Raw genomic sequence first — 19728 nt, 5'->3', positions numbered from 1 at the left:
TCAGCAGTCGGTCGGCAGTCGGTCGGGGGCGCGTCAGTCCGCGAGGCCCAGCAGATCGAGGGAGGGCCGGTGGATGAGGGCTTCGACGGCCTCCGGGTCGAGTGGCGGCAGACCGGGGATGCCGGGGATCGCCGCGATCTCGCGCAGGCCCGCGACCGAGGCGTCCACCGTGGTGAACGGGTAGTCGCTGCCGAACAGCAGCTTGTCCCAGACTCCGTAGTCCTGGACCAGGCGGAGGCTGTGCCAGAGCTGGAAGGGCCGGTAGTGCAGGGCGCTGATGTCGGCGTAGACGTGCGGGTGCTTGCGGATGACGGCGATGCACTCCCCCTCGAAGGGGTGGGAGAGGTGGGCGAGGACCATCCGCAGTTCGGGGTGGCGGATGGCGACGGCGTCGAGGTGGCGGGGCATCGCCCACTCCAGCGGGGCCGCGGAGACGAAGGTGGTGCCGGTGTGCACGAGCAGCGGCAGCCCGTGGCGTTCGGCGTAGGTGTACAGCTCGTCGTACTCCTCGGCGGCCGGGTCGAACCCGGCGTACATCGGCATGAGTTTGATCCCGCGCAGGCCCAGTTCCTGGTGGCCGTAACGGAGTTCGTCCTGCCAGCCGGGCTGGGTGGGGTCCAGCGAGAGGTAGCCGATGAGCCGGTCGGGGTGGCGGGCGGTGTAGGCGGCCACGGCGGTGTCGTCGACCCACAGGCCGCTGCGGCGGGCCTTGCCGCCGACCACGATCGTGCGGGTGCCGGGCGGGCAGGTCGCGGCGTACTCGTCCCAGGTGACGGTGAGGTCGACCTCGCCCGCGTGGGCGCGTGCCGAGTCGGAGGTGAAGGGCTCGCCGAGATCGTGACTGTGGCGGAAGAGGTGGGAGTGGACGTCGGTGATCATCGGCGTCTTCCGGGGGCGGTGGGGGCCGGGCTCATGTGCGGTTCCTCTTCTCCCAGCCTTCGCTGAACATGTTCCAGAAGCGGTGGGTGGGCGGATGCTCCGCGAAGACCTCGTCGGCCAGTTCCACGCCGAGCCCGGGGGCGGTGGGCAGCGGCAGGTGTCCGTTCTCGACGGGCAGGGTGCCGCGCAGCGCCGCGAAGACGTGGTCCTCCAGGAGGCTGTCGAAGGTCTCCAGGATCTTGAGGTTCGGGATGCCGAGAGCCGCGTGGGCGGAGGCCGTCGTGCACAGCGGGGAGTTGGAGTTGTGCGGGGCGACGAGCATGCCGTGGGTGTCGGCGGTGGCGGCGATCTTGCGTATCTCGGTGAAGCCGCCGGCCATCGAGAGGTCGGGCTGCACGATGTCGACGGCCTCGGTCGCGAAGAGCTGCTTGTACTCGTAGCGGTTGTGGAAGTGCTCGCCGCCGGAGATCGGGAAGGCGGCCCGCTGCCGCAGTTCGCGGTAGCGCTCGATATGGGTCCAGGGCATCGGCTCCTCGAACCAGCCGATGTCGAAGGGTTCGAGCTCGCGCAGCAGCCGGGCGGCGGTGGGCATCGCGAACCGCGCGTGCCCCTCGATGAAGAGGTCGGTGTCGGGGCCGACGGCCTCGCGGACGGCCGCGACCAGGTCGACGGAGCGGCGCAGTTCGGCCCGCTCCAGTTCGTGCAGTCCGGGGCCGAAGGGGTCGAACTTGAGGGCGCTGTAGCCCTTGGCGAGGGTCTCCCGCGCCTTGGCGGCGAAGGTCTCGGGGTCGCGTTCGCCGTTGTACCAGCCGTTGGCGTAAACGCGGACGGTGTCGCGGCAGGCGCCGCCGGTGAGCCGGTAGACGGGGACGCCGAGGGCCTTGCCCATGAGGTCGTGCAGGGCCTGGTCGAGGCCGGAGAGGGCGATACCGCCGAGGTCTCCGCCGCGCAGGAAGTCGCCCTGGTAGAGGCGGAGCCAGATCTCCTCGGTGTCGAAGGGGTCGGCGCCGAGCAGGTGCCGGCCGGCGAGGGACTCGGTGAGGGCGCACACCTCCGCTCCCCGGTAGGGGTGGGTGATCTCGCCGATGCCGGAGAGTCCTTCGTCGGTGTGCACGCGGACGTAGCCGAAGTCGCGCCACGCGGTGCCGAGCATCAGGGTTTCCACCCGGCTGACGCGGCCGGCCGGGCCGGTGGGGCGGGTGTGGTTGACGGTGAGCATCAGGCGAGGGCTCCGCCCATGGTCGAGGTGTGGCTGAGGTCGCGGACGCCGCCCTCGGCGAGGGCGGCCCCGACGGCGGCCTCGGTGCCTTCGAGGAGGCGGTCGATGTCCGCGTCGGTGTGGGCGTAGCTGATATGGCTGCGCTTGAGGTTGAGGGGCAGTTCGAACAGGCCGTGCCCGGTGAGGTGGCGGCGGTAGCCGACGAAGAGGGAGGCGTCGTTGGCCAGCAGGTCGCGGTAGGTGCGCGGCGGCGCGTCGGGGGTGAAGCCCGGCATGAAGTAGGTGACGAACACGGAGCCGTAGCCGGTGACGACGGCGGGTACGCCGAGGCGGTCGTAGAGCGCGGTGAGTTCGCGGCGGACGCGGTCGCCGAGCCGGAAGACGTGCTCGTGGACCGGCTCCTCGCGGAGCTTGCGGAGGGTGGCCAGGGCGGCGGCCACGACCGAGGGGTGGCCGTTGTAGGTGCCGGCGAAGAAGGCGGGGGCGCCGGGCGTGGTCGAGAACAGGTCCATCAGGTCGGCCCGTCCGCCCAGCGCCGCGACGGGGGCGCCGTTGGCGATGGCCTTGCCGAGGGTCGTGAGGTCGGGGGTGATGCCGCTGATGCGCTGCCAGCCGCCGAGGTCGTGGCGGAAGCCGGTGATCACTTCGTCGAAGACGAGGACGCTGCCGGCCTTCGTGGTCTCCTCGCGCAGGGTCCGCAGGAACTCCTGGTGCGGGAGGAGGGCACCGACGTTGTGGGGTACGGGTTCGACGATGACGGCGGCGATGTCCGGGCCGTGCTCGGCGAAGGCGCCGCGGACCGCCTCGCTGTCGTTGAAGGGCAGGACGAGGGTGGCGGCGAGGACCTCGGGCAGGATGCCGGTGGAGATCGGGTCGTGGCCGCCGACCTTCTCGGGCGCCGAGATGACGTTGAGGCTGACCGCGTCGTGCCAGCCGTGGTAGCAGCCCTGGAACTTGACGATCAGACGGCGGCCGGTCGCGGCGCGGGCGACGCGCAGGGCGTGGAAGGTGGCCTCGCTGCCGGTCGAGGTGAGCAGCAGTTTCTCGACCGAGGGGATGAGCTCGGCGAGCTGTTCGGCGAGGTGGACCTCGCCTTCGGTGATGCCCACGCCCATATGGCCGAGGCGCCGGCCGGCCTCCTCGGTGGCGCGGGCCACGTCGGGGTCGTTGTGGCCGAGCAGCGGGGGGCCGAAGGCGGCGTGGAAGTCCGTGAACTCGCGTCCGTCGGCGGTGCGGAAGCGGGCGCCCGCGGTGCCGGTGACGACGAGGTCGGTCAGCCCGGGGATGCTGCGCTGGCCGCTGTTCACACCACCGGGCACGACCTGACGGGCTCGCCGGGCGAGCCGTGCGGCGGGTGTGCCGTCCTGCTCTGCGCTCATGGTCGGTACTCCTTGCGTCGAGAGTCGTCGGCTCCCCGGGTCCTGCCCGGTCCCCGGGAGCCCTGGCGCCATCCGCCCGGCAGTCTTCGCAGGAAATTTTTCAGAACAGCGTTCTGTATTCCAGAACAGTTCAGGATCGTACGGGCCGAAAATCGCGGGGGTCAACCCCCTTTCGGCGCGAACTCGCCCCAGAACCACAGGAGTAGGCACTACGCTGTTCTGCTATGACGAACAGAGAAGCTCCGGCCGAGCCGAAGTACTGGGTCAAGAGCGTGGCGCGGGCCGCGGACATCCTCGAAGCCCTGGGCACCGCCGAGCCGGGCCGGGGAATGAGCGTCACCGAGGTCGCGCAGACCTGCCGGATCGCCAAGAGCGCCACCTTCGGCATGCTCCAGACCCTGCGGGCCTACGGGTTCGTCTCCGACGACGGCGAGGGCATGAGCCGGCGCTACCGCCTGGGCATGGGGCTCGCGCGGCTCGGCGACCGCGCCCGGTCCCAGGTGTCCCTGCGCACGATCGCCCACCCGGTGCTGCGCGAACTGACCGCCGTCACCGGTATGGCCTCGCGCCTGGCGGTGCCCGAGGACGGCCACGCCGTGGTGGTGGACCAGGTGGAGATCGACCAGCGCATCCGCCTCGACCTGCGCATGGGGCAGCGCGAACTGCCGCACTGCACCGGGCTGGGCAAGGCGCTGCTCGCCGCCTTCTCCCTCACCGAGGCGGCGCTCGTGGTCGAGCGTTTCGGGCTGCCGCGCCGCACCCCCCGGACGATCACCGACCCGGCGACCTTCCTCGCGCATCTGCGCGACATCGAGCGGATCGGCTACGCGCTGGACGACGAGGAGGACGCCGAGGGGGTCATCTGCATCGGCGCCCCGGTCCGCGACCACCTGGACATCTGCGTGGGCGCCATCAGCATCACCGGCCTCAAGCTCGGCCTGCCCGCGTGGCGTTACCAGGAGCTGGGCGGCCAGGTCAGGGACGCCGCGCGGCGGATCAGCGAGGGCCTGGGCCGGGAGGAGGGCGCACCGGAGGATTCCGTCCGGCAACCGGCGCGGGTGCGGGACGCGCCGACCGCACGGCCGGACGGCGGGAGCACGACCGGGCCTTGACGCGGGCCGCACGCCCCACGTAGCTTCCGTGCCAACCGCGCGGCCCGTGGCCACCACCGGCCGCGCAGCGGCACGGCGGCCACGGTGCGAGCGCGCACCGGACCCGTATCGCGGCCCGCCCCGGCGCCTGCCCAGAACGCCCCGGCCCCCGGTCGCACCGTGTTCCCAGCTTTCTCAGCCATCCGCCCCACGGCAGCCCTGAGCAGGAACGCTCCCCCTTCGGCACTTCTCGGAAGGCGAAGTCCGTCATGAGCGTTCCCCCCTCCCTCCCCTCCGGCCCTACGCCCTCGAACACCCGGCGTACGCTGCTGCGCGCCTCGGGCCTGGCCGGGCTGCTCGCCGCCGGCGCGGTGGCCGGATCGGGTACGGCCACGGCCGCACCCGCCGCGCCACCGCACGCCGCCGGTACGGTCCGCCACCTCGACACCGTGGCGCGACTGCGCGAACTGCGTCCCACCGCGGCCGAGGACGGCGCGCTCGCGCTGCTCGCCGGCTACCGCGCGGCGGGTGACGGCGGCGCCATGGCGGTCCGCTGGTCGGCGTCCGCAACCGCCGCCCACAACGGCGGGACCGTGCTCGCACCGGCCTCGGCGCCGCGCCGCGGCCGCTGGCTCCAACTGCACGACGGCACCGTCGACCTGCGGACCTTCGGGCTCTTCGACGCCGGGACCCCTGCGGACGACGCGCTCGACGCGCTGGTCGCCGACCCGGCCGTGCACCGCGTCGAGGGCCGCACCGATCTGCTGTTCCGCAGCCGCCATCTGTGGTCCCGGTCGGGCATCGAGCTGGACTTCGGCGGCCACCACGTGCGTACGGCCGGGATCGAGAAGAACACCCGGGACAACCCCTTCGGGGCGGTGTTCTCCTTCCGGGGCAAGGTCACCGACACCGTGCACCGGCACACCCTCGGCGCGGTGATGCCCGACCTGAGCGACCTCTTCGAGGTGGGTGACTCCGCCGGTTTCGCCGTCGGCCAGTGGTGGGCCGTCGAGGTGAACGCGCTGAAGGGGACCTACGAGAAGGAGGTCCAGCGCCTGGTCCAGGTCACCGATGTGGTCGACGGCGGCCACATCCGGGTCGCCTACCAGATCGGCTGGGAGCTGGCGGCGGGCCGCACCCTCACCTGGACCCGGATCGAGCCGGTGAACCGCAGCCATGTGCGCAACCTCGTCTTCGAGGGGGCGGGGGACGACGAGTACACCGGATCGCACCCGGTCGCCTACGAGTACGCGGTGCACTGCGACGTCTCCGGTATCGAGGCCACCGGCACCTTCTGGCCGGTGGTGATGCGCCGCTGGTGCACCCACTACCGCACCGAACAGTGCTCGCTGGCCAACCCCCGGTCGGTCACCTACGGCGGGGCCGGCTACCTCACGCAGCAGATCTACTGCCTCTACGGCCACGTCTCCGACTGTCACACCTCCAACGCCCGCCACCTCAACGACTTCACCGCCTCCGCCTACTGCTATGTGACCAACTGCCACGGCGACGGCGACGACCAGGGCCCCTTCGTCACACACGGGCAGTTCGAGCACGATCTCGTCTACACCGGCAACTCCGGGCTGATGACCTTCGCCAACTCCGGTACGGCCTGGGGCGGGGCGGCCAAACGGATCACGGTGCGCCGCCACTCCTGCTCATGGTTCGTGGCCCGGGTCAGGGTCACCGACCTGACCCTGGAGGACATGACCGTCATCGGCAAGAAGTCCCTCGACGGCTCGGGGATGCTCTGGGTCAACGCGGACGGACTGCAGGTGCGCGGCTGCACCGCGAGCGGGCCGCTGATCGTGTCCCGGGCCTCCGCCCTGTCCAAGCGGCCCAGTACCGTCGCCGACTCGTCGTTCGCCTTCGCCCAGGGCGCCGAGATCACTCAGGAGTCGGTCGACGCCCCGCTGACGCTGGAGCGGACGACGCTCGCCGGGGTCGACGGCGCGCGCTTCAACGGCAGCGGGCCGCTCGTGCTCGACCACTGCGTCCTCACCGCGTCCCAGGGCGCCGCCCCGGTGGAGTACCGGCACGGCGAGGTCCATGTCGAGGGCGGGGAACTGCGCGAGGCCGCCGTGCGGCTGAGCGGCACCGGGGACCAACTGCTGCGGCTGGCCGGGGTCCGGCTCGGCGCGAGCGGGGGCGGGGCCGCGCTGCTCTCCCGCGGCGGCGGCGACCGCACCGTGACCTGGCAGCTCACCGGCGTCGACGCGAAAGCCCCCGACGGCCGCGCCCACCTGAGCATCGGGGAGGGGACCAACCGGTACCGCGCGAGCGGCTGCACCTTCACCGGAGGGGCCCTGGACCTGCGGCCGGGCGGCTTCGGCGCGGGCAGCCATCTGCTGCACACCGCGTGCGTCGAGGACGGCACCACCCGCGCCGCGATGCCCGAGGAGAACACGCGCATCGCCCACACCAAGGGCAACCTCCGCCCCTGAGCCACGTCCGCCGCCCCGCCCGCACCGGGCGGCGGCCCCACCGCCCCCTTCCCCTTCCCTCAGACCTCCCCGGGAACTCTCGTGACCCTGCACACCCCGATCACCGGCCGCCCGGTCCGGGTCGCCCTCGTCGGCGCCGGCAACCGCGGCCTCACCTACGCCGACTGGATCGCGGCGCATCCGGAGCACGCCGAACTGGTCGCCGTGGCCGACCCGCGGCCCGCCGCCCGCGCGGCCTCGGGGGCGCCCCTGGAGTACGAGGACTGGCGCCCGCTCGCCGAGCACCGGATCGCCGACGCGGTGATCGTCGCGACCCAGGACCGCGACCATGTCGAACCGGTCCTGGCCCTGGCGCGGGCCGGATACGCGATCCTCGCCGAGAAGCCGCTGGCGCCCACCGAGGAGGAGACCAGGAGGCTCGTCGAGGGGGTGCGCGCGGCGGGCGTGCTGTTCGCCGTCTGCCATGTCATGCGGTACACGCCGTACACGGATCTGGTGAAGAGCGTCGTGGACTCCGGGGTGCTGGGCGAACTCGTCTCGCTGGAGCATCTGGAGCCGGTCGGCTGGTGGCACTACGCGCACAGCTATGTGCGCGGGCCGTGGCACAGCGAACGGGACTCCTCGCCGATGCTCCTCGCCAAGTCCTGCCACGACCTGGACTGGATCAGCTACGTCCTCGGCGCCCGGATCGAGGAGGTCGCGAGCTTCGGCGGCCTCAAGCACTTCCGCCCGCAGAACAAGCCGGCCGGGGCCGGGGAGCGGTGCCTGGACTGCGCCGTCGAGGCCGACTGCCCCTACAGCGCCCTCAAGCTCTACCCGCCCACCCTGCGCGAGCAGGGCCCGGTGTGGCCGGTCACCCATGTCACCGAGGCCACCGACGAGGCCGGGCTGCACGAGGCGCTGCGCACCGGCCCGTACGGCGCGTGCGTGTACGCGGGCGGCAACGATGTCGTGGACCACCAGGTGGTCGCGATGCGGCTGACCGGCTCCGTCACGGCGACCTTCCAGATGATGGCCTTCACCGAGCAGACCCACCGGCAGACCAGGATCTTCGGCTCGCACGGCTGGCTCAGCGGCGACGGCGAGCGGGTCACCGTGCAGGACTTCCGCACCGGGCACAGCCGGGTCCACGAACTCGGCGCGAGCGGTTCGAACGCGGCCGAGGGGCACGGCGGCGGCGACACCGCGCTCGTCGAAGCCTTCGTCCGGGCGGTCGCCACCGGCGACCCGGGCGCGATCCGCTCCGGCACGGACGCGTCCCTGGGCAGCCACCTCGCCGCCTTCGCCGCGGAACGGGCCCGGCACACCCGCACCGTGCAGCAGGTCCCCGCCCGCTGAGTGCGCACCACCCATCCCTCGCGGCAACCCCTCCCCCACGCTTCCCGACCCACCACCGATGCCTTCGGAGGCACCCTCATGTCCCTCATCTCCCGGACCCCGGCCCCGGACGGCCGGCGCCGCAGACTGCGCGCGGTCGCCGTCCCGGCGCTCGCCGCCGCCCTGGCCGCCACCACCCTCGCCGGCTGCGGCGGCGCGGGCAGGGGGAGCGACAGCGACACCGTCACGATGTGGACCTACCCGGTGATCTTCGACGAGGCGAAGAACAAGGCGTACTGGGACGGGCTGGTCAAGGCATTCGAGAAGCAGCACACCGGCATCAAGGTCAAGGTGGAGACCTTCCCGTGGGCCAACCGCGACACCGCGCTCGCCACCGCCATCGCGTCCGGCAAGGGCCCCGACGTCGTGTACCTCGTCCCCGACCAACTCCCCAAGTACGCGCGGAACATCGTGCCGGCCGAGGAGTACATGTCCAAGAACGCCCGCGCGGACTACACGGACTTCGCCCTCACGTCGGTCACCGCCGACGGCAAGACCCTCGGCACCCCCGTACTGACCAGCGGCAACCCGCTGATCTGCGATAAGCGGGTGTTCACGGCGATCGGCGAGCAGCAGTACCCGGGCACCTGGGAGGACCTCGCACGGCTCGCGCCCCGGCTCAAGGAGAAGGGCTACTACGCGACGAGTTACAGCGGCGACACCCAGCAGACCCTGAACCTGACCTTCTATCCGCTGCTGTGGCAGGCGGGCGGGGACGTCTTCGGCAAGGACGACAAGAAGACCGCCTTCGCCGACGCGGCGGGCGTCAAGGCCCTCACGTATCTGAAGAAGCTCGTGGACGGCGGCTACACCGACCGCGACATGGTGACGACCACCCCGAAGCTGGAGCAGACCCCCGTCGCCCGGGGCAAGGTCGCCTGCACCTGGCAGAACACCCCCGCCGACGTCGAACCCTTCTGGGGCAAGGCGAACACCGTCGTGCTGCCGCCGCTCAAGGACGTCAAGTCGGTCGGCTACGGGACCGTGGGCGCGCTGTCCCTGCTCAAGGGCGGCAACACCAAGGCGGCCGGCGAGTGGATCGACTTCGTGGCCGAGCCGGCGAACGCGGCGGGCCTGGAGAAGGAGGCCGGCTACTTCCCGGCCCGCCGCTCCGCGAAGGACCTGTACCCGGGTGACCCCCTCCAGAGCGCGGTGTCCAAGACGCTGCCGAGCATGGCCGCCGGCCCGCTGGCGGCCAAGTCCCGTGAGGTGATGGGGCTGCTGGGCCCCGAGATCCAGGCGGCGCTGCTCGGCAAGAAGTCCCCCGAGGACGCGCTGCGCACGGCCGCGACCGCGGCCGACGCGATGCTCGGCCGCTGACCCGCCCCGCCACCACCTCCCCCTCACCCTCCCCGTACCACCCCGTAAGGAGTCCCCGTGGCAGTCGTCGCGGAACCCGGGCGCCGGGGCCGCCGCAGCGGGCCGCAGGCACGCCGCGAGGCCCGGATCGGCCTGCTCTTCGTCCTCCCCTGTTTCCTCCTCTTCCTCGCCTTCCGCTTCGGCCCCGGCATCGCCGGTGTGCTGATGAGCTTCACCGACTACTCGCTCACCGGCGGCGGGCACTTCATCGGCCTCGACAACTTCATCCGCCTGTGGCACGACCCGCTGTTCTGGAGCTCCCTCAAGGTCACCGTCCTCTACACGGTCATGGCCGTGCCGGGGACGCTGCTCGCCTCGGTGGCGCTGGCCCTGCTGACCCGGCGGGCCTTCCGGGGCGCCAAGCTGTTCCGCTCGGTGTTCTTCCTGCCGGTCGTCACCTCCCTCGTCCTCGCCGCGACGGTCTTCGTGTGGATCTTCTCCACCGGCGGCCCCTGGGCGACGTTCGTGAGCTGGCTGGGCCTCTCCGACTCGGGGTGGCTCGGCGACGACGTCTTCGTGCTCCCGGCCCTCGCGATCGTCGGGGTCTGGTCCCGCTTCGGCTACGGCATGCTCATCCTGCTCGCGCGCATGCAGGACATCCCGCGCGAGCTGGAGGAGGCCGCGCTGACCGACGGCGCGGGACCCTGGCAGCGGTTCCGGTACCTCGTACTCCCGCAGCTGCGGCCCGCGTTGTTCTTCCTCGCCGTCCTCGAGACCACCTCCTCCTTCCAGGTCTTCGACGCGATCTACACGATGACCGGCGGCGGCCCCGCCAACGCGAGCTACACGCTCGTCTTCCAGCTCTACGACGCGGGCTTCAAGTACTTCGACCTGGGCTACGCCGCGACCATCGGGGTCGCGCTGTTCGTGCTGACCCTCGTGGTCGCACTGGTCCAGCGGCTCGTCATCGGGAAGGACCAGTGACCATGACCACCGCCTCCGCCGAGCGGACACCGCACACACCGCCCGCGCCCGCCCCGCCGGGCCCGGACCGCACCGGGCGCCGGGCCGAGCGCGCGCGGCGCCGGGCCGCCGAACGGGACGGCGTACCGCACGCGATGCGCGGCACCCGCGGCGGGCGGATCGTCCGGGGCGTGCTGCTGACCCTCGCCGCGCTCGTGACGGTCTTCCCGTTCTACGCGATGGTCGTGCTCTCCCTGAAGCCGTCCGCGGCCGTCGAGTTCCCCGGCAGCCTCCTGCCCTGGCCGCTCACCGGCGAGGCGTACGGCACGGTGCTCGGCGCGCAGAGCGTGCCGCGCTGGCTGCTCAACACCCTCGTGTACTCGCTGGTCTCGGTGGTCGGGGTGCTGCTGCTCGCCGCGCTGGCCGGCTACGCCTTCGCGAAGAAGCGGTTCCCCGGCCGGGAGGCGATGTTCTGGTCGTTCCTGTCCATGGTGATGGTCCCGTACCACGTCACGATGATCCCGACCTTCGCCATGATCGCGAAGCTCGGCGGGGTCGACACCTACTGGGGGCTGATCATCCCCACCCTCGCCAACGCCCAGGCGGTCTTCCTGATGCGCCAGTTCGTGCGGAGCCTGCCCGACGAACTCTTCGAGGCGGCCCGGCTGGACGGGTGCGGCGAGTGGCAGATCTTCTACCGGATCGTGCTGCCGCTGCTCAAGCCGATCCTCGCGACGCTCGGCGTGTTCGTCTTCCTGTGGCACTGGAACGACTTCCTGTGGCCGCTGGTCATCGGCCAGTCCACCGATATGCGCACCCTGACGGTCGGCATCGCCTCGCTCCAGCAGCAGAACGTGCCGCTCAACGTCGTCCTGTCCGGCTCCGTCATCGCGTTCGTACCGATCTTCGCCGCCTACCTCGTCGGGCAGCGCTACTTCACCGAGGGCGTCACGACGTCCGGAATCAAGGGATGAGAACCTCACATGACTCCTTCCGCAGTACTTCCCCCGCCGGATGAACTGACGGGCACCGGCCCCGGGTTCCCGAGCGAAGCCGCGCTGGAGGAGCGGCTCACCGCCCCCTCCCCCGCGCTGGTCCGCGATCTGGCCGCGCTGGAGGGCGACCTGCTGGTGCTGGGCGCCGGCGGGAAGATGGGGCCGAGCCTGTGCCGGCTGGCCCGGCGCGCGCTCGACGAAGCCGGGCGCGGGGATGTGACGGTGCACGCGGTGTCGCGCTGGTCCGATCCGGCCGCCGCGCAGCGGCTCGCCGAACACGGCGTCCGCACCGTGGCGTTCGACCTGATGGACCCGGACGCCGACCTCACCGCGCTGCCCGACGCGGGCAACGTGGTGTTCATGGTGGGCGCCAAGTTCGGCTCCAGCGGGGCGCCCGCGCACGCGTGGGCCGTCAACGCGGCGATGCCCGACCGGGTGGCGCGGCGCTGGTCCGGGGCGCGGATCGCCGCCTTCTCGACCGGCAACGTCTATCCGCTCGTACCGATCGGCTCCGGCGGCAGCACCGAGGACGACGCGGTGGCGCCGGTCGGCGAGTACGCGATGTCCTGCCTGGGGCGTGAACGCGTCTTCCAGCACGCGGCCCTCACCCGGGACGCGCGGGTCGCCCTGATCCGTCTCAACTACGCGGTCGACCTGCGGTACGGGGTGCTCGCGGACATCGGGGCCCGGGTCCGGGCCGGTGAACCCGTGGACCTGACCACCGGCCACGCCAACGTCGTATGGCAGGGCTACGCGAACGAGGTGGCCCTGCGCTCCCTGCGCCACGCGACCACCGGAGAGGGCTTCACGCTGAACCTGACCGGGCCGGAGACCGCTTCGGTACGGCGGATCGCGGAGTGGTTCGGCCACGAGCTGGGCCGGCCGCCGGTCCTGACCGGGACCGAGGCGCCGACCGCGCTGCTGTCCGACGCGAGCCGGTGCCACGCCCTCTTCGGCTACCCCGGCGTACCGCTGCGCACCCTCGTCCACTGGCAGGCCGACTGGCTGCGCCGGGGGCTGCCGCTGTCCGGCCGGCCCACCAAGTTCCAGACTCGCGACGGAAGGTTCTGAACCGCGCCATGTCCCTCTCCTCCCCCACCCCGCCGCCCGGCGGGGGCCCCGCCGCCACCTCCGCACTGGACCTGCTCGCGCAGGGCACGGTGATCCCCGCCCACCCCCTCGCCCTCACGCCCGCACGCGGCCTCGACGAGCGCCGCCAGCGCGCCCTGACCCGCTACTACCTGGCCTCGGAGGCCGGCGGGATCGCGGTGGGCGTGCACACCACGCAGTTCGCCATCCGGGAACCGCAAGTGGGCCTGCTCGCACCGGTGCTGGAACTCGCCGCCGAGACCGTACGCGCCGAGGCGGGGCGCCCGGTCGTGAAGGTCGCGGGCGCGTGCGGCTACGTCGCGCAGGCCGTCGCCGAGGCCGAACTCGCCGCGTCGCTGGGCTACGACGCGGTCCTGCTGAGCCCGGCCGTGCCCGGCGCCGACGAGAAGGGCCTGCTGGACCGGGCCCGCGCGGTGGGCGAGGTCCTGCCGGTGATCGGCTTCTACCTCCAGGAGGCGGTGGGCGGCCGGTACCTGTCACCGGACTTCTGGTCGGCGTTCGCGGACCTCCCCTCGACGGCCGCCGTGAAGATCGCCCCCTTCGACCGCTACCGCACCGCCGACGTCGTCCGGGCCGTGGCGCGGGCCGACCGGGCGGACGAGGTGACCCTCTACACGGGCAACGACGACGACATCATCGGGGACCTCCTCACCTCGTACACGACCGCCGGCGGACGGCGGCGCCGGCTGGCGGGCGGACTGCTCGGCCAGTGGGCGGTGTGGACCCACGCCGCCGTGCGGCTCTTCGCGGAGCTGCGCCGGGCCCGGGAGGGCGATGCCGAGGCGATGGCGCGCTGCCTCGCGCGGCGGACCGAACTGACCGACGCCAACGGCGCGGTGTTCGACGTGCGCGGCGCGTTCCGGGGCTGTATCGCCGGGGTCCACGAGGTGCTGCGCCGCCAGGGACTGCTGGACGACATCCGCTGTCTGGACCCGCAGGAGACGCTCTCCCCGGGCCAGGCCGAGGAGTTGACGCGGGTCAGCGCCGCCTATCCGTGGCTGACCGACGACACCTTCGTGGCGGAGCACCGCGATGCCTGGCTCTCGTGACCGCCCGGGGCCCGGCGCCGCGGGGCGGGACCGGCCGCGGGTCGTGGTGTCCGTACCGCCGCGGCTGCGCACCGCGTTCTTCGCCCCCGAGGTGTGGGCGGCGCTGGAGTCCGCCGCGGAGCTGACCGTGCTGGACGCCCACACGGACGCGGCGGCGCTGGCCGCGGCCCTGCCCGGAGCGCGGGCCCTGATCACCTCGTGGGGCACTCCGCGGCTGACCGGCGCGCTGCTGGCCGCCGGGGACCGGCTCGCGCTCGTGGCGCACACGGGGTCCGCGGTGGCGCCCTATGTCGCGCCCGAGGTCTTCGCGCGGAACATCCGGGTGACGCAGGCCGGGGACGCGATGGCCCGCCCGGTCGCCGAGGTCGCGCTCGCGTTCACGCTCGCGCTGCTGCATCGCGTGCACCGTTTCGATCACGCGCTGCGCTCCGGCGCGGACTGGGAGAGCGCGAGCACGGCCCCGCCCCGGCACGAGATCCACGGGAGCGAGATCGGGGTGATCGGCGCCTCGCGCACCGGCCGTGCCTATATCGAGCTGGTCCGCGCCCTGGGTGCCCGGGTCTCGGTCAGCGACCCCTTCCTCGACGCCGAGGAGGCGGCGCGGCTGGGCGTACGCCGGGTCTCGCTCGGCCGGCTGCTGCGGGGCAGCCGGGTGGTGGCGGTGCACGCGCCCGCGACCGCGGCGACCCGGCGGCTCCTCGACGCGCGGCGGCTGGCCTCGATGCCGGACGGGGCGGGCCTGGTGAACACCGCGCGCTCCTGGCTCGTGGACGAGGAGGCGCTGCTCGCCGAGGTGCGCGGCGGACGGCTCGACGCGGCGATCGACGTCTTCGACACGGAGCCGCTCCCGGTGGACCACCCCTTCCGGACCCTGCCCAATGTGCTGCTCACCCCGCACCAGGCGGCGGGCACGGCCGAGGGCCGGCTCCGTCTCGGGGCGAGCGCCGCCGACGAGGTCCGCCGGCTCCTGGACGGGCGGGAGCCCGCACATCCGGTGGGGCCCGAGGCCCTCGCCCGCGTGCACTGAGCAGGCGGCGCGGGGCCGGGCGGGGTGCGCCGGCTACGGGCCGGGCGGTTCCGTCCCGGCGGGCCGGTTCACGAGTGGGGCGTCCGGGCCGCCTCCGGGTTTGCCGGGGGCGGTGCGCGCCGGGAAACAGGAAGAGGAACGGGAGGGGCCGGCTCAAGGCCCGTGAGCGGCCCTCCTCTCCGCGCCCCCGCGCACTTCCTGAAGACCCCGTCCGAACCTTCAGAATCCTCAGGTTCTCTTCAGGTCGGGACCCGCAGGATCGTCTGCATGCCTCAGCACCACGCCGATACGGACCACCGCCGCCGTCCCGACCAGCCCGCGCCCGGCCGGCCGGGCGGTGTCCCGCCTGCCTCCGGCGCGGGCCTGATCTTCGGCGGCGTCTACGGCACCGTGCTGGCCAGCGCCCTGCTCGCCGCCCTCCACTCCGAGGGAGACGTATACGTCCCTTACCAGCACGCCGCGTGGATCATGATGACGGCGGTCACCTCCGCGCTCGCCCACGGCTACGCCCACCACATGACGTCCGATCAGCACGGTGCGGACAGCCACCGCTGGAACCGGCTGGCCCGCACCCTGTTCGGTGAATGGCCGCTGATCGCCGGGTGTCTGCCCACCGTCCTGCTGCTGATCGCCGCCGGTGCGTCCGACTGGCCCGAGCCACCGGTCACCGCGACCGGGCTGACCCTCAACACCGCGCTCCTGCTCGTCTGGGGCGTCGTCTCCGCACGACGGCTGGGGTACCGCCGGAGAGCGACCCTGCTCTTCGGTTTCGCCGATGCGACGCTCGGCGTACTGATAGCCATGGCCAACGCCGTCATCAAGTAGGCCGCCGCCATCGACTGGGCCGCCATCGCGGCACCGGCACCCGGCGGGCGGCCGGTACGCGTCGTCGTACCCGGCCGGCCCGGCCGTACGGCGGCCCGGCGGCCAGGTCACCGGGTGCCCGCCCCCGGGAGCCGGGGTCGCACACGGCGCGGCGAACTCCCCGGGCCGGGGCACTCCCCGCCAGGACGCCGTCCGGGTGCGGCCCGCGCGCCGCAAGTCGCCGGGCCGGCCTCCGCTCCCGGTGGCGGCACGGGGGCGGCCGTGGTGGACTGGCTGTCAGTCCGGCTTTCCGTCCGGCTTTCCGTCCGTCCGCCGTCGACGGGACGCAGCCCGCACCACGGTCGCCCGGATGGCGGACACGTCCATGGCCGACACGTCCGGAGCCCGCCGCGGGAAAAACGGCGTTCCCGGAAATCCGCCGCGGCCACCCGGACACAGGTCTGCCGGAGTCCTCCGCGGACCACGACGGCTGAACGGCTGACCGGTCGTTCCCCCGTACGCGGAAGGCCGCGAAGCCGTGAGCCCGTGCACACAGCCCGTGCACACTCCGTCGTCCGAGGTCCGGAGGACTGCCATGAATTCCCAGGTCGTCCCGCTCCCCCTGCTGAACCTCACCTTCGGCGTGCACGCCTTCAAGGCACTGGCCCTGGCCACCGACCTCGGAGTGTTCACCGAGTTGTCCGGCAGCAGTACCACGGTGCCCCGCTTCGCCGAGCGGCACGGCATCGACGAGCGGCCCGCCGAACTCCTGCTGACCGCCTGTACCGCGCTGGGACTGCTGCACCTCGACGACTCGGGCACCTATACGAACACGGAGCTGTCCCAGGAGTTCCTCGTCCGCGGCAAGCCGTACTACTTCGGCGGCCGGGTGGCCGTCGTGGACCGCCACGAGTACCCCGCGTACCTCAAGCTCGCGGACTCACTGCGCGGCAACTATCCCGTCACCTGGGACGCCGAGCGGCAGGAGTCGCTCTTCGCGCCGGACGACCCGGTCATGGTGGAGTTCTTCTGGGAGGGCAGGTACACACTGTCCGCGTTCAGTGCCCGCAGGGTCGCCGAGAAACTGGACTTCACGGCCATCCGGCGCGTCCTGGACGTGGGCGGCGGCGGGGGCGCGTTCGCGGTGGAGCTGTGCCGGCACCACCCCGGAGTCCGGGTCACCATCTTCGACCTGCCATTCGTCTGCGACCTCACGCGCACCCGGATCACCGCGGCGGGCCTGGCGGACCGCATCCCGTTCGTCGCCGGGGACTTCTTCGCCGACCGGCTCCCCGAGGGCCACGACACCGTGCTCCTCTCCAACATCCTGCACGACTGGAACGAGGCGGACGCCCGGCGCATCCTGGCCATCTGCGCCGACGCCCTGCCGGCGGACGGCACCCTGATCATCTGCGAATCCTTCGTCGGCGACGACAAGCGCGGCCCCGCGCCGGCCGCGCTGATGAGCCTCAACATGCTGGTCGAGGCGTGGGGGCGCAACTACACGGCGGCCGAGTACACATCCTGGCTGCGGGAGGTGGGTCTGCGGACCGAGCGTGGCTCCCTTCTCGACGGGGCACCCACCACCGCCGCACTCGTGGCGCGCAAGGCCCGGCCCTGACCCGCCTCGCCCCCTGATCCCCCGACCTGGAGAAGGCACCATGACCACGATTCCGCTGCGGACTCTGGACCACCTGACGCCCGTGCTCTTCGGGCATGCCGCCTTCCAGTGCCTCAACTCCGGTTGCGAACTCGGTCTGTTCGAGCTGCTGCGGGAGAATCCGGACCTCGACAAGGCACAGGTGGGCGCGGAACTCTCCTTGGCCCCACGCGCCACCGACATCCTGCTGCTCGGCACGACCTCGCTCGGCCTGACCGCCCACGAGGACGGCCGCTACCGCAACGCCCCGGCGATCAAGGAGCTCTTCGCCGACGGCCGGTGGGCCCACTTCACGAGCGTGGTGGCCTTCGAGGCCCACATCGTCTACGAGGCCCAGGCCGACTTCACCGAATCCCTGCGGCAGAACACCAACGTGGGCCTGCGCCGCATCCCCGGCACCGGCCGCGACCTGTACCACCGGTTCGCGGAGAATCCGGACCTGGAGCGCGTCTTCTACCGGTACATGCGCGCCTGGTCGGAGCTGTCGAATCCGTTCCTGCTGGCGAACGGCGGCTTCGCCGCGGTCCGGCGGTTCCTCGACGTCGGGGGCGGCGACGCGGTGAACGCCATCGCCCTCGCCCGCGCCCACCCCCACCTGCACATCACCATTCTGGAGATCCCGGCCACCGTCGCCATCGCCCGCAAACGGATCGCGGACCAGGGCCTCACCGACCGGATCACCCTGTGCGAAGGCGATATGTTCCGCGATCCCTTCCCGACGGACGCCGACTGCGTGCTGTTCGCCCACCAACTGGTCATCTGGGAGCCGCAGGAGAACGTCGCCCTGTTGCGGCGCGCGTACGAGGCGCTGCCCGAGGGCGGCCGGTTGATCATCTTCAGCTCGGTCTCCGACGACCGGGGTGAAGGCCCGCTCATGGCAGCTCTGGACAGCGTCTACTTCGCCTCGCTCCCCGCCCGCGGCGGCATGATCTACTCCTGGCACCAGTACGAGCACTGGCTGCACGAGGCAGGCTTCGACCGGGCCGCCATCACCCGCAAGTCCGCGGCCTCCTGGACGCCGCACGGGATCATCACCGGCATCAAGTAGCCGTCTCCCAGGGGCATATGGCCCTCGTTCCCCTCCCCTCCCATTGCGAGAAGAAGCACTCATGACGGCCGCCCACCCCGCGGAGCCCTGGCGCATCAAGATGGTGGAACCGATCCGGACCACCACCCACGCCGAGCGCGAATCCGCCCTCCGCGCCGCCGCCTACAACCCGTGCCTGCTGCGCGCCGAGGACGTGTATATCGACCTGTTCACCGACTCCGGCACCAGCGCCATGTCCGACCGCCGGTGGTCCGCGATGTTCCGCGGCGACGAGTCGTACTGCGGCGCGAGCAGCTTCTACCGGCTGCGCGACACCGTCCGCGCGTACTACGGATACGAGCACGCCATCCCCGTCCACCAGGGCCGCGGCGCGGAAAACATCCTCTCCCGCTGCCTGATCCGGCCCGGCCATCGCCTACCCGGCGACATGTACTTCACCACCACCCGCGCACATCCGGAACTCAACGGCAGCACCTTCCACGACGTCATCGTCGACGAGGCGCACGACCCCGCCGACGAGAGCCCCTTCAAGGGCGACGTCGATATCACGAAGCTGGCGGCACTGATCCGCGAGGCAGGCGCGGACACCATCCCGTACGTCTGCGTCGGAGCCCCGGTGAACATGGCAGGCGGGCAGCCGATCAGCATGGAATGCCTCGCCCGGGTCCGCGAACTCACCCTGCGCCACGGCATCAAGGTCATCCTCGACGCGGCCCGTGCCGTGGAGAACGCGTACTTCGTCAAGTCACGCGAACCGGGCTGGTCCGGCCGGAGCATCGCCGGCATCCTGCGCGCGATGTGCGATCTCACCGACGGCGCCACCATGTCCGCGAAGAAGGACAGCTTCGCCAACATCGGCGGCTGGCTCGGCCTGCGCGACGACGAGCTGGCCGAGCAGGCACGCGGTCTGGTCGTCCTCTACGAGGGCATGCACACCTACGGCGGCATGGCCGGCCGCGGGGTCTGGGGCCGGATCTTCCGGGTCAGGCCGAGCCTCTCCCCGATCGCACGCCAACAGGTCTGCGCAGGGCTCCCCCGGGCTCGGCCGCCACTGCTCCTGGTAGGCCGGATTGACCAGCACCGGCGACGGTGGAGTGCCGACGGGCAGGGCGTGGGTCAGCGCGGGCGGGCGTTTCAGCGGGAGCTGACCGAAGCGGGTGGTCAACCCGGCGTATCGACGTCTCATGCCGGGGGATGCGCCCGGCCTCGACGTTCCGCTCCCGCGAGCCCTCAAGACCCACTCACGAGGACATCTGCCCCGCCGAACTCGACGGCCTTCGCCCTCCGCACCGGGCCCGGCCGGAGTCGGTTGGTCAATGACCGCTGACGAGGATCGGGGGCTGACTCGGCCATGAGCGCAGGCTAATCTCCGGCGCTCCAGCGG

The 19728-nt window shown here is 72.3% G+C and carries 16 protein-coding genes; 13 read left to right on the top strand and 3 right to left on the bottom strand.

The genetic code is table 11. The annotated features are described in order from the left end of the window. Window positions 1-33: 33 nt before the first annotated feature. The 3 genes from IH09_RS01215 to IH09_RS01205 are packed head-to-tail and all read right to left on the bottom strand — an operon-like array spanning window position 34 to window position 3477. Window positions 34-879, bottom strand: a complete 846-nt coding sequence (locus IH09_RS01215) for an amidohydrolase family protein (protein ID WP_052853310.1) — start codon at window positions 877-879, stop codon at window positions 34-36. 31 nt (window positions 880-910) lie between these two features. Beyond that, entirely contained in the window at window positions 911-2098 is a 1188-nt protein-coding gene (locus tag IH09_RS01210; RefSeq protein WP_052853309.1) for a mandelate racemase/muconate lactonizing enzyme family protein, read from the bottom strand. After that, entirely contained in the window at window positions 2098-3477 is a 1380-nt protein-coding gene (locus IH09_RS01205) for an aspartate aminotransferase family protein (protein WP_052853308.1), read from the bottom strand. Before IH09_RS01205 ends, IH09_RS01210 begins: the two co-directional genes overlap by 1 nt. Before the next feature lie 224 nt (window positions 3478-3701). Here IH09_RS01205 and IH09_RS01200 point away from each other — a divergent pair, with 224 nt between their 5' ends. The 13 genes from IH09_RS01200 to IH09_RS01140 all read left to right on the top strand — a co-directional run bounded on the left by IH09_RS01200 (window position 3702) and on the right by IH09_RS01140 (window position 19671). Continuing rightward, window positions 3702-4589: an IclR family transcriptional regulator gene (locus IH09_RS01200; protein ID WP_052853307.1), complete on the top strand. Its 888-nt coding sequence runs from the start codon at window positions 3702-3704 to the stop codon at window positions 4587-4589. A 248-nt stretch (window positions 4590-4837) separates the two neighbouring features. Continuing rightward, complete coding sequence (locus IH09_RS01195; protein WP_240150965.1) at window positions 4838-7012, top strand: peptidase C14; 2175 nt, start codon at window positions 4838-4840, stop codon at window positions 7010-7012. A gap of 81 nt (window positions 7013-7093) precedes the next feature. Then, window positions 7094-8350: a Gfo/Idh/MocA family oxidoreductase gene (locus IH09_RS01190; RefSeq protein WP_052853306.1), complete on the top strand. Its 1257-nt coding sequence runs from the start codon at window positions 7094-7096 to the stop codon at window positions 8348-8350. 78 nt (window positions 8351-8428) lie between these two features. Continuing rightward, on the top strand, window positions 8429-9709 hold the full coding sequence (locus tag IH09_RS01185; protein WP_052853305.1) for an extracellular solute-binding protein: 1281 nt from the start codon (window positions 8429-8431) through the stop codon (window positions 9707-9709). Window positions 9710-9766: 57 nt separating this feature from the next. Then, a complete protein-coding gene (locus IH09_RS01180; RefSeq protein WP_052853304.1) occupies window positions 9767-10672 on the top strand; it encodes a carbohydrate ABC transporter permease in 906 nt (301 codons plus the stop codon). Between the two features lie 2 nt (window positions 10673-10674). After that, window positions 10675-11625: a carbohydrate ABC transporter permease gene (locus IH09_RS01175; protein WP_052853303.1), complete on the top strand. Its 951-nt coding sequence runs from the start codon at window positions 10675-10677 to the stop codon at window positions 11623-11625. A gap of 9 nt (window positions 11626-11634) precedes the next feature. Further along, a complete protein-coding gene (locus IH09_RS01170; RefSeq protein WP_052853302.1) occupies window positions 11635-12717 on the top strand; it encodes an NAD-dependent epimerase/dehydratase family protein in 1083 nt (360 codons plus the stop codon). Between the two features lie 8 nt (window positions 12718-12725). After that, window positions 12726-13805, top strand: coding sequence for a dihydrodipicolinate synthase family protein (locus tag IH09_RS01165; RefSeq protein ID WP_052853301.1), 1080 nt, complete (start codon window positions 12726-12728; stop codon window positions 13803-13805). Continuing rightward, window positions 13789-14832 (top strand): hydroxyacid dehydrogenase, encoded by a 1044-nt coding sequence (locus tag IH09_RS01160; protein WP_052853300.1) that lies wholly within the window; start codon window positions 13789-13791, stop codon window positions 14830-14832. The genes IH09_RS01165 and IH09_RS01160 overlap by 17 nt, the downstream gene beginning before the upstream one ends. Window positions 14833-15099: 267 nt before the next feature. Continuing rightward, complete coding sequence (locus tag IH09_RS01155) at window positions 15100-15657, top strand: hypothetical protein (RefSeq protein WP_240150964.1); 558 nt, start codon at window positions 15100-15102, stop codon at window positions 15655-15657. 574 nt (window positions 15658-16231) lie between these two features. After that, complete coding sequence (locus IH09_RS01150; protein ID WP_052853299.1) at window positions 16232-17257, top strand: methyltransferase; 1026 nt, start codon at window positions 16232-16234, stop codon at window positions 17255-17257. Between the two features lie 40 nt (window positions 17258-17297). Then, a complete protein-coding gene (locus IH09_RS01145; protein ID WP_052853298.1) occupies window positions 17298-18344 on the top strand; it encodes a methyltransferase in 1047 nt (348 codons plus the stop codon). A 61-nt stretch (window positions 18345-18405) separates the two neighbouring features. Continuing rightward, entirely contained in the window at window positions 18406-19671 is a 1266-nt protein-coding gene (locus tag IH09_RS01140) for a tryptophanase (RefSeq protein WP_110951981.1), read from the top strand. Window positions 19672-19728 lie beyond the last annotated feature (57 nt).

Source organism: Streptomyces celluloflavus (assembly GCA_000720995.1).
Lineage (GTDB): Bacteria > Actinomycetota > Actinomycetes > Streptomycetales > Streptomycetaceae > Streptomyces > Streptomyces celluloflavus.
The sequence above is the reverse complement of the archived record's forward strand: the minus strand, read 5'-3'. Positions and strand labels throughout refer to the sequence as shown.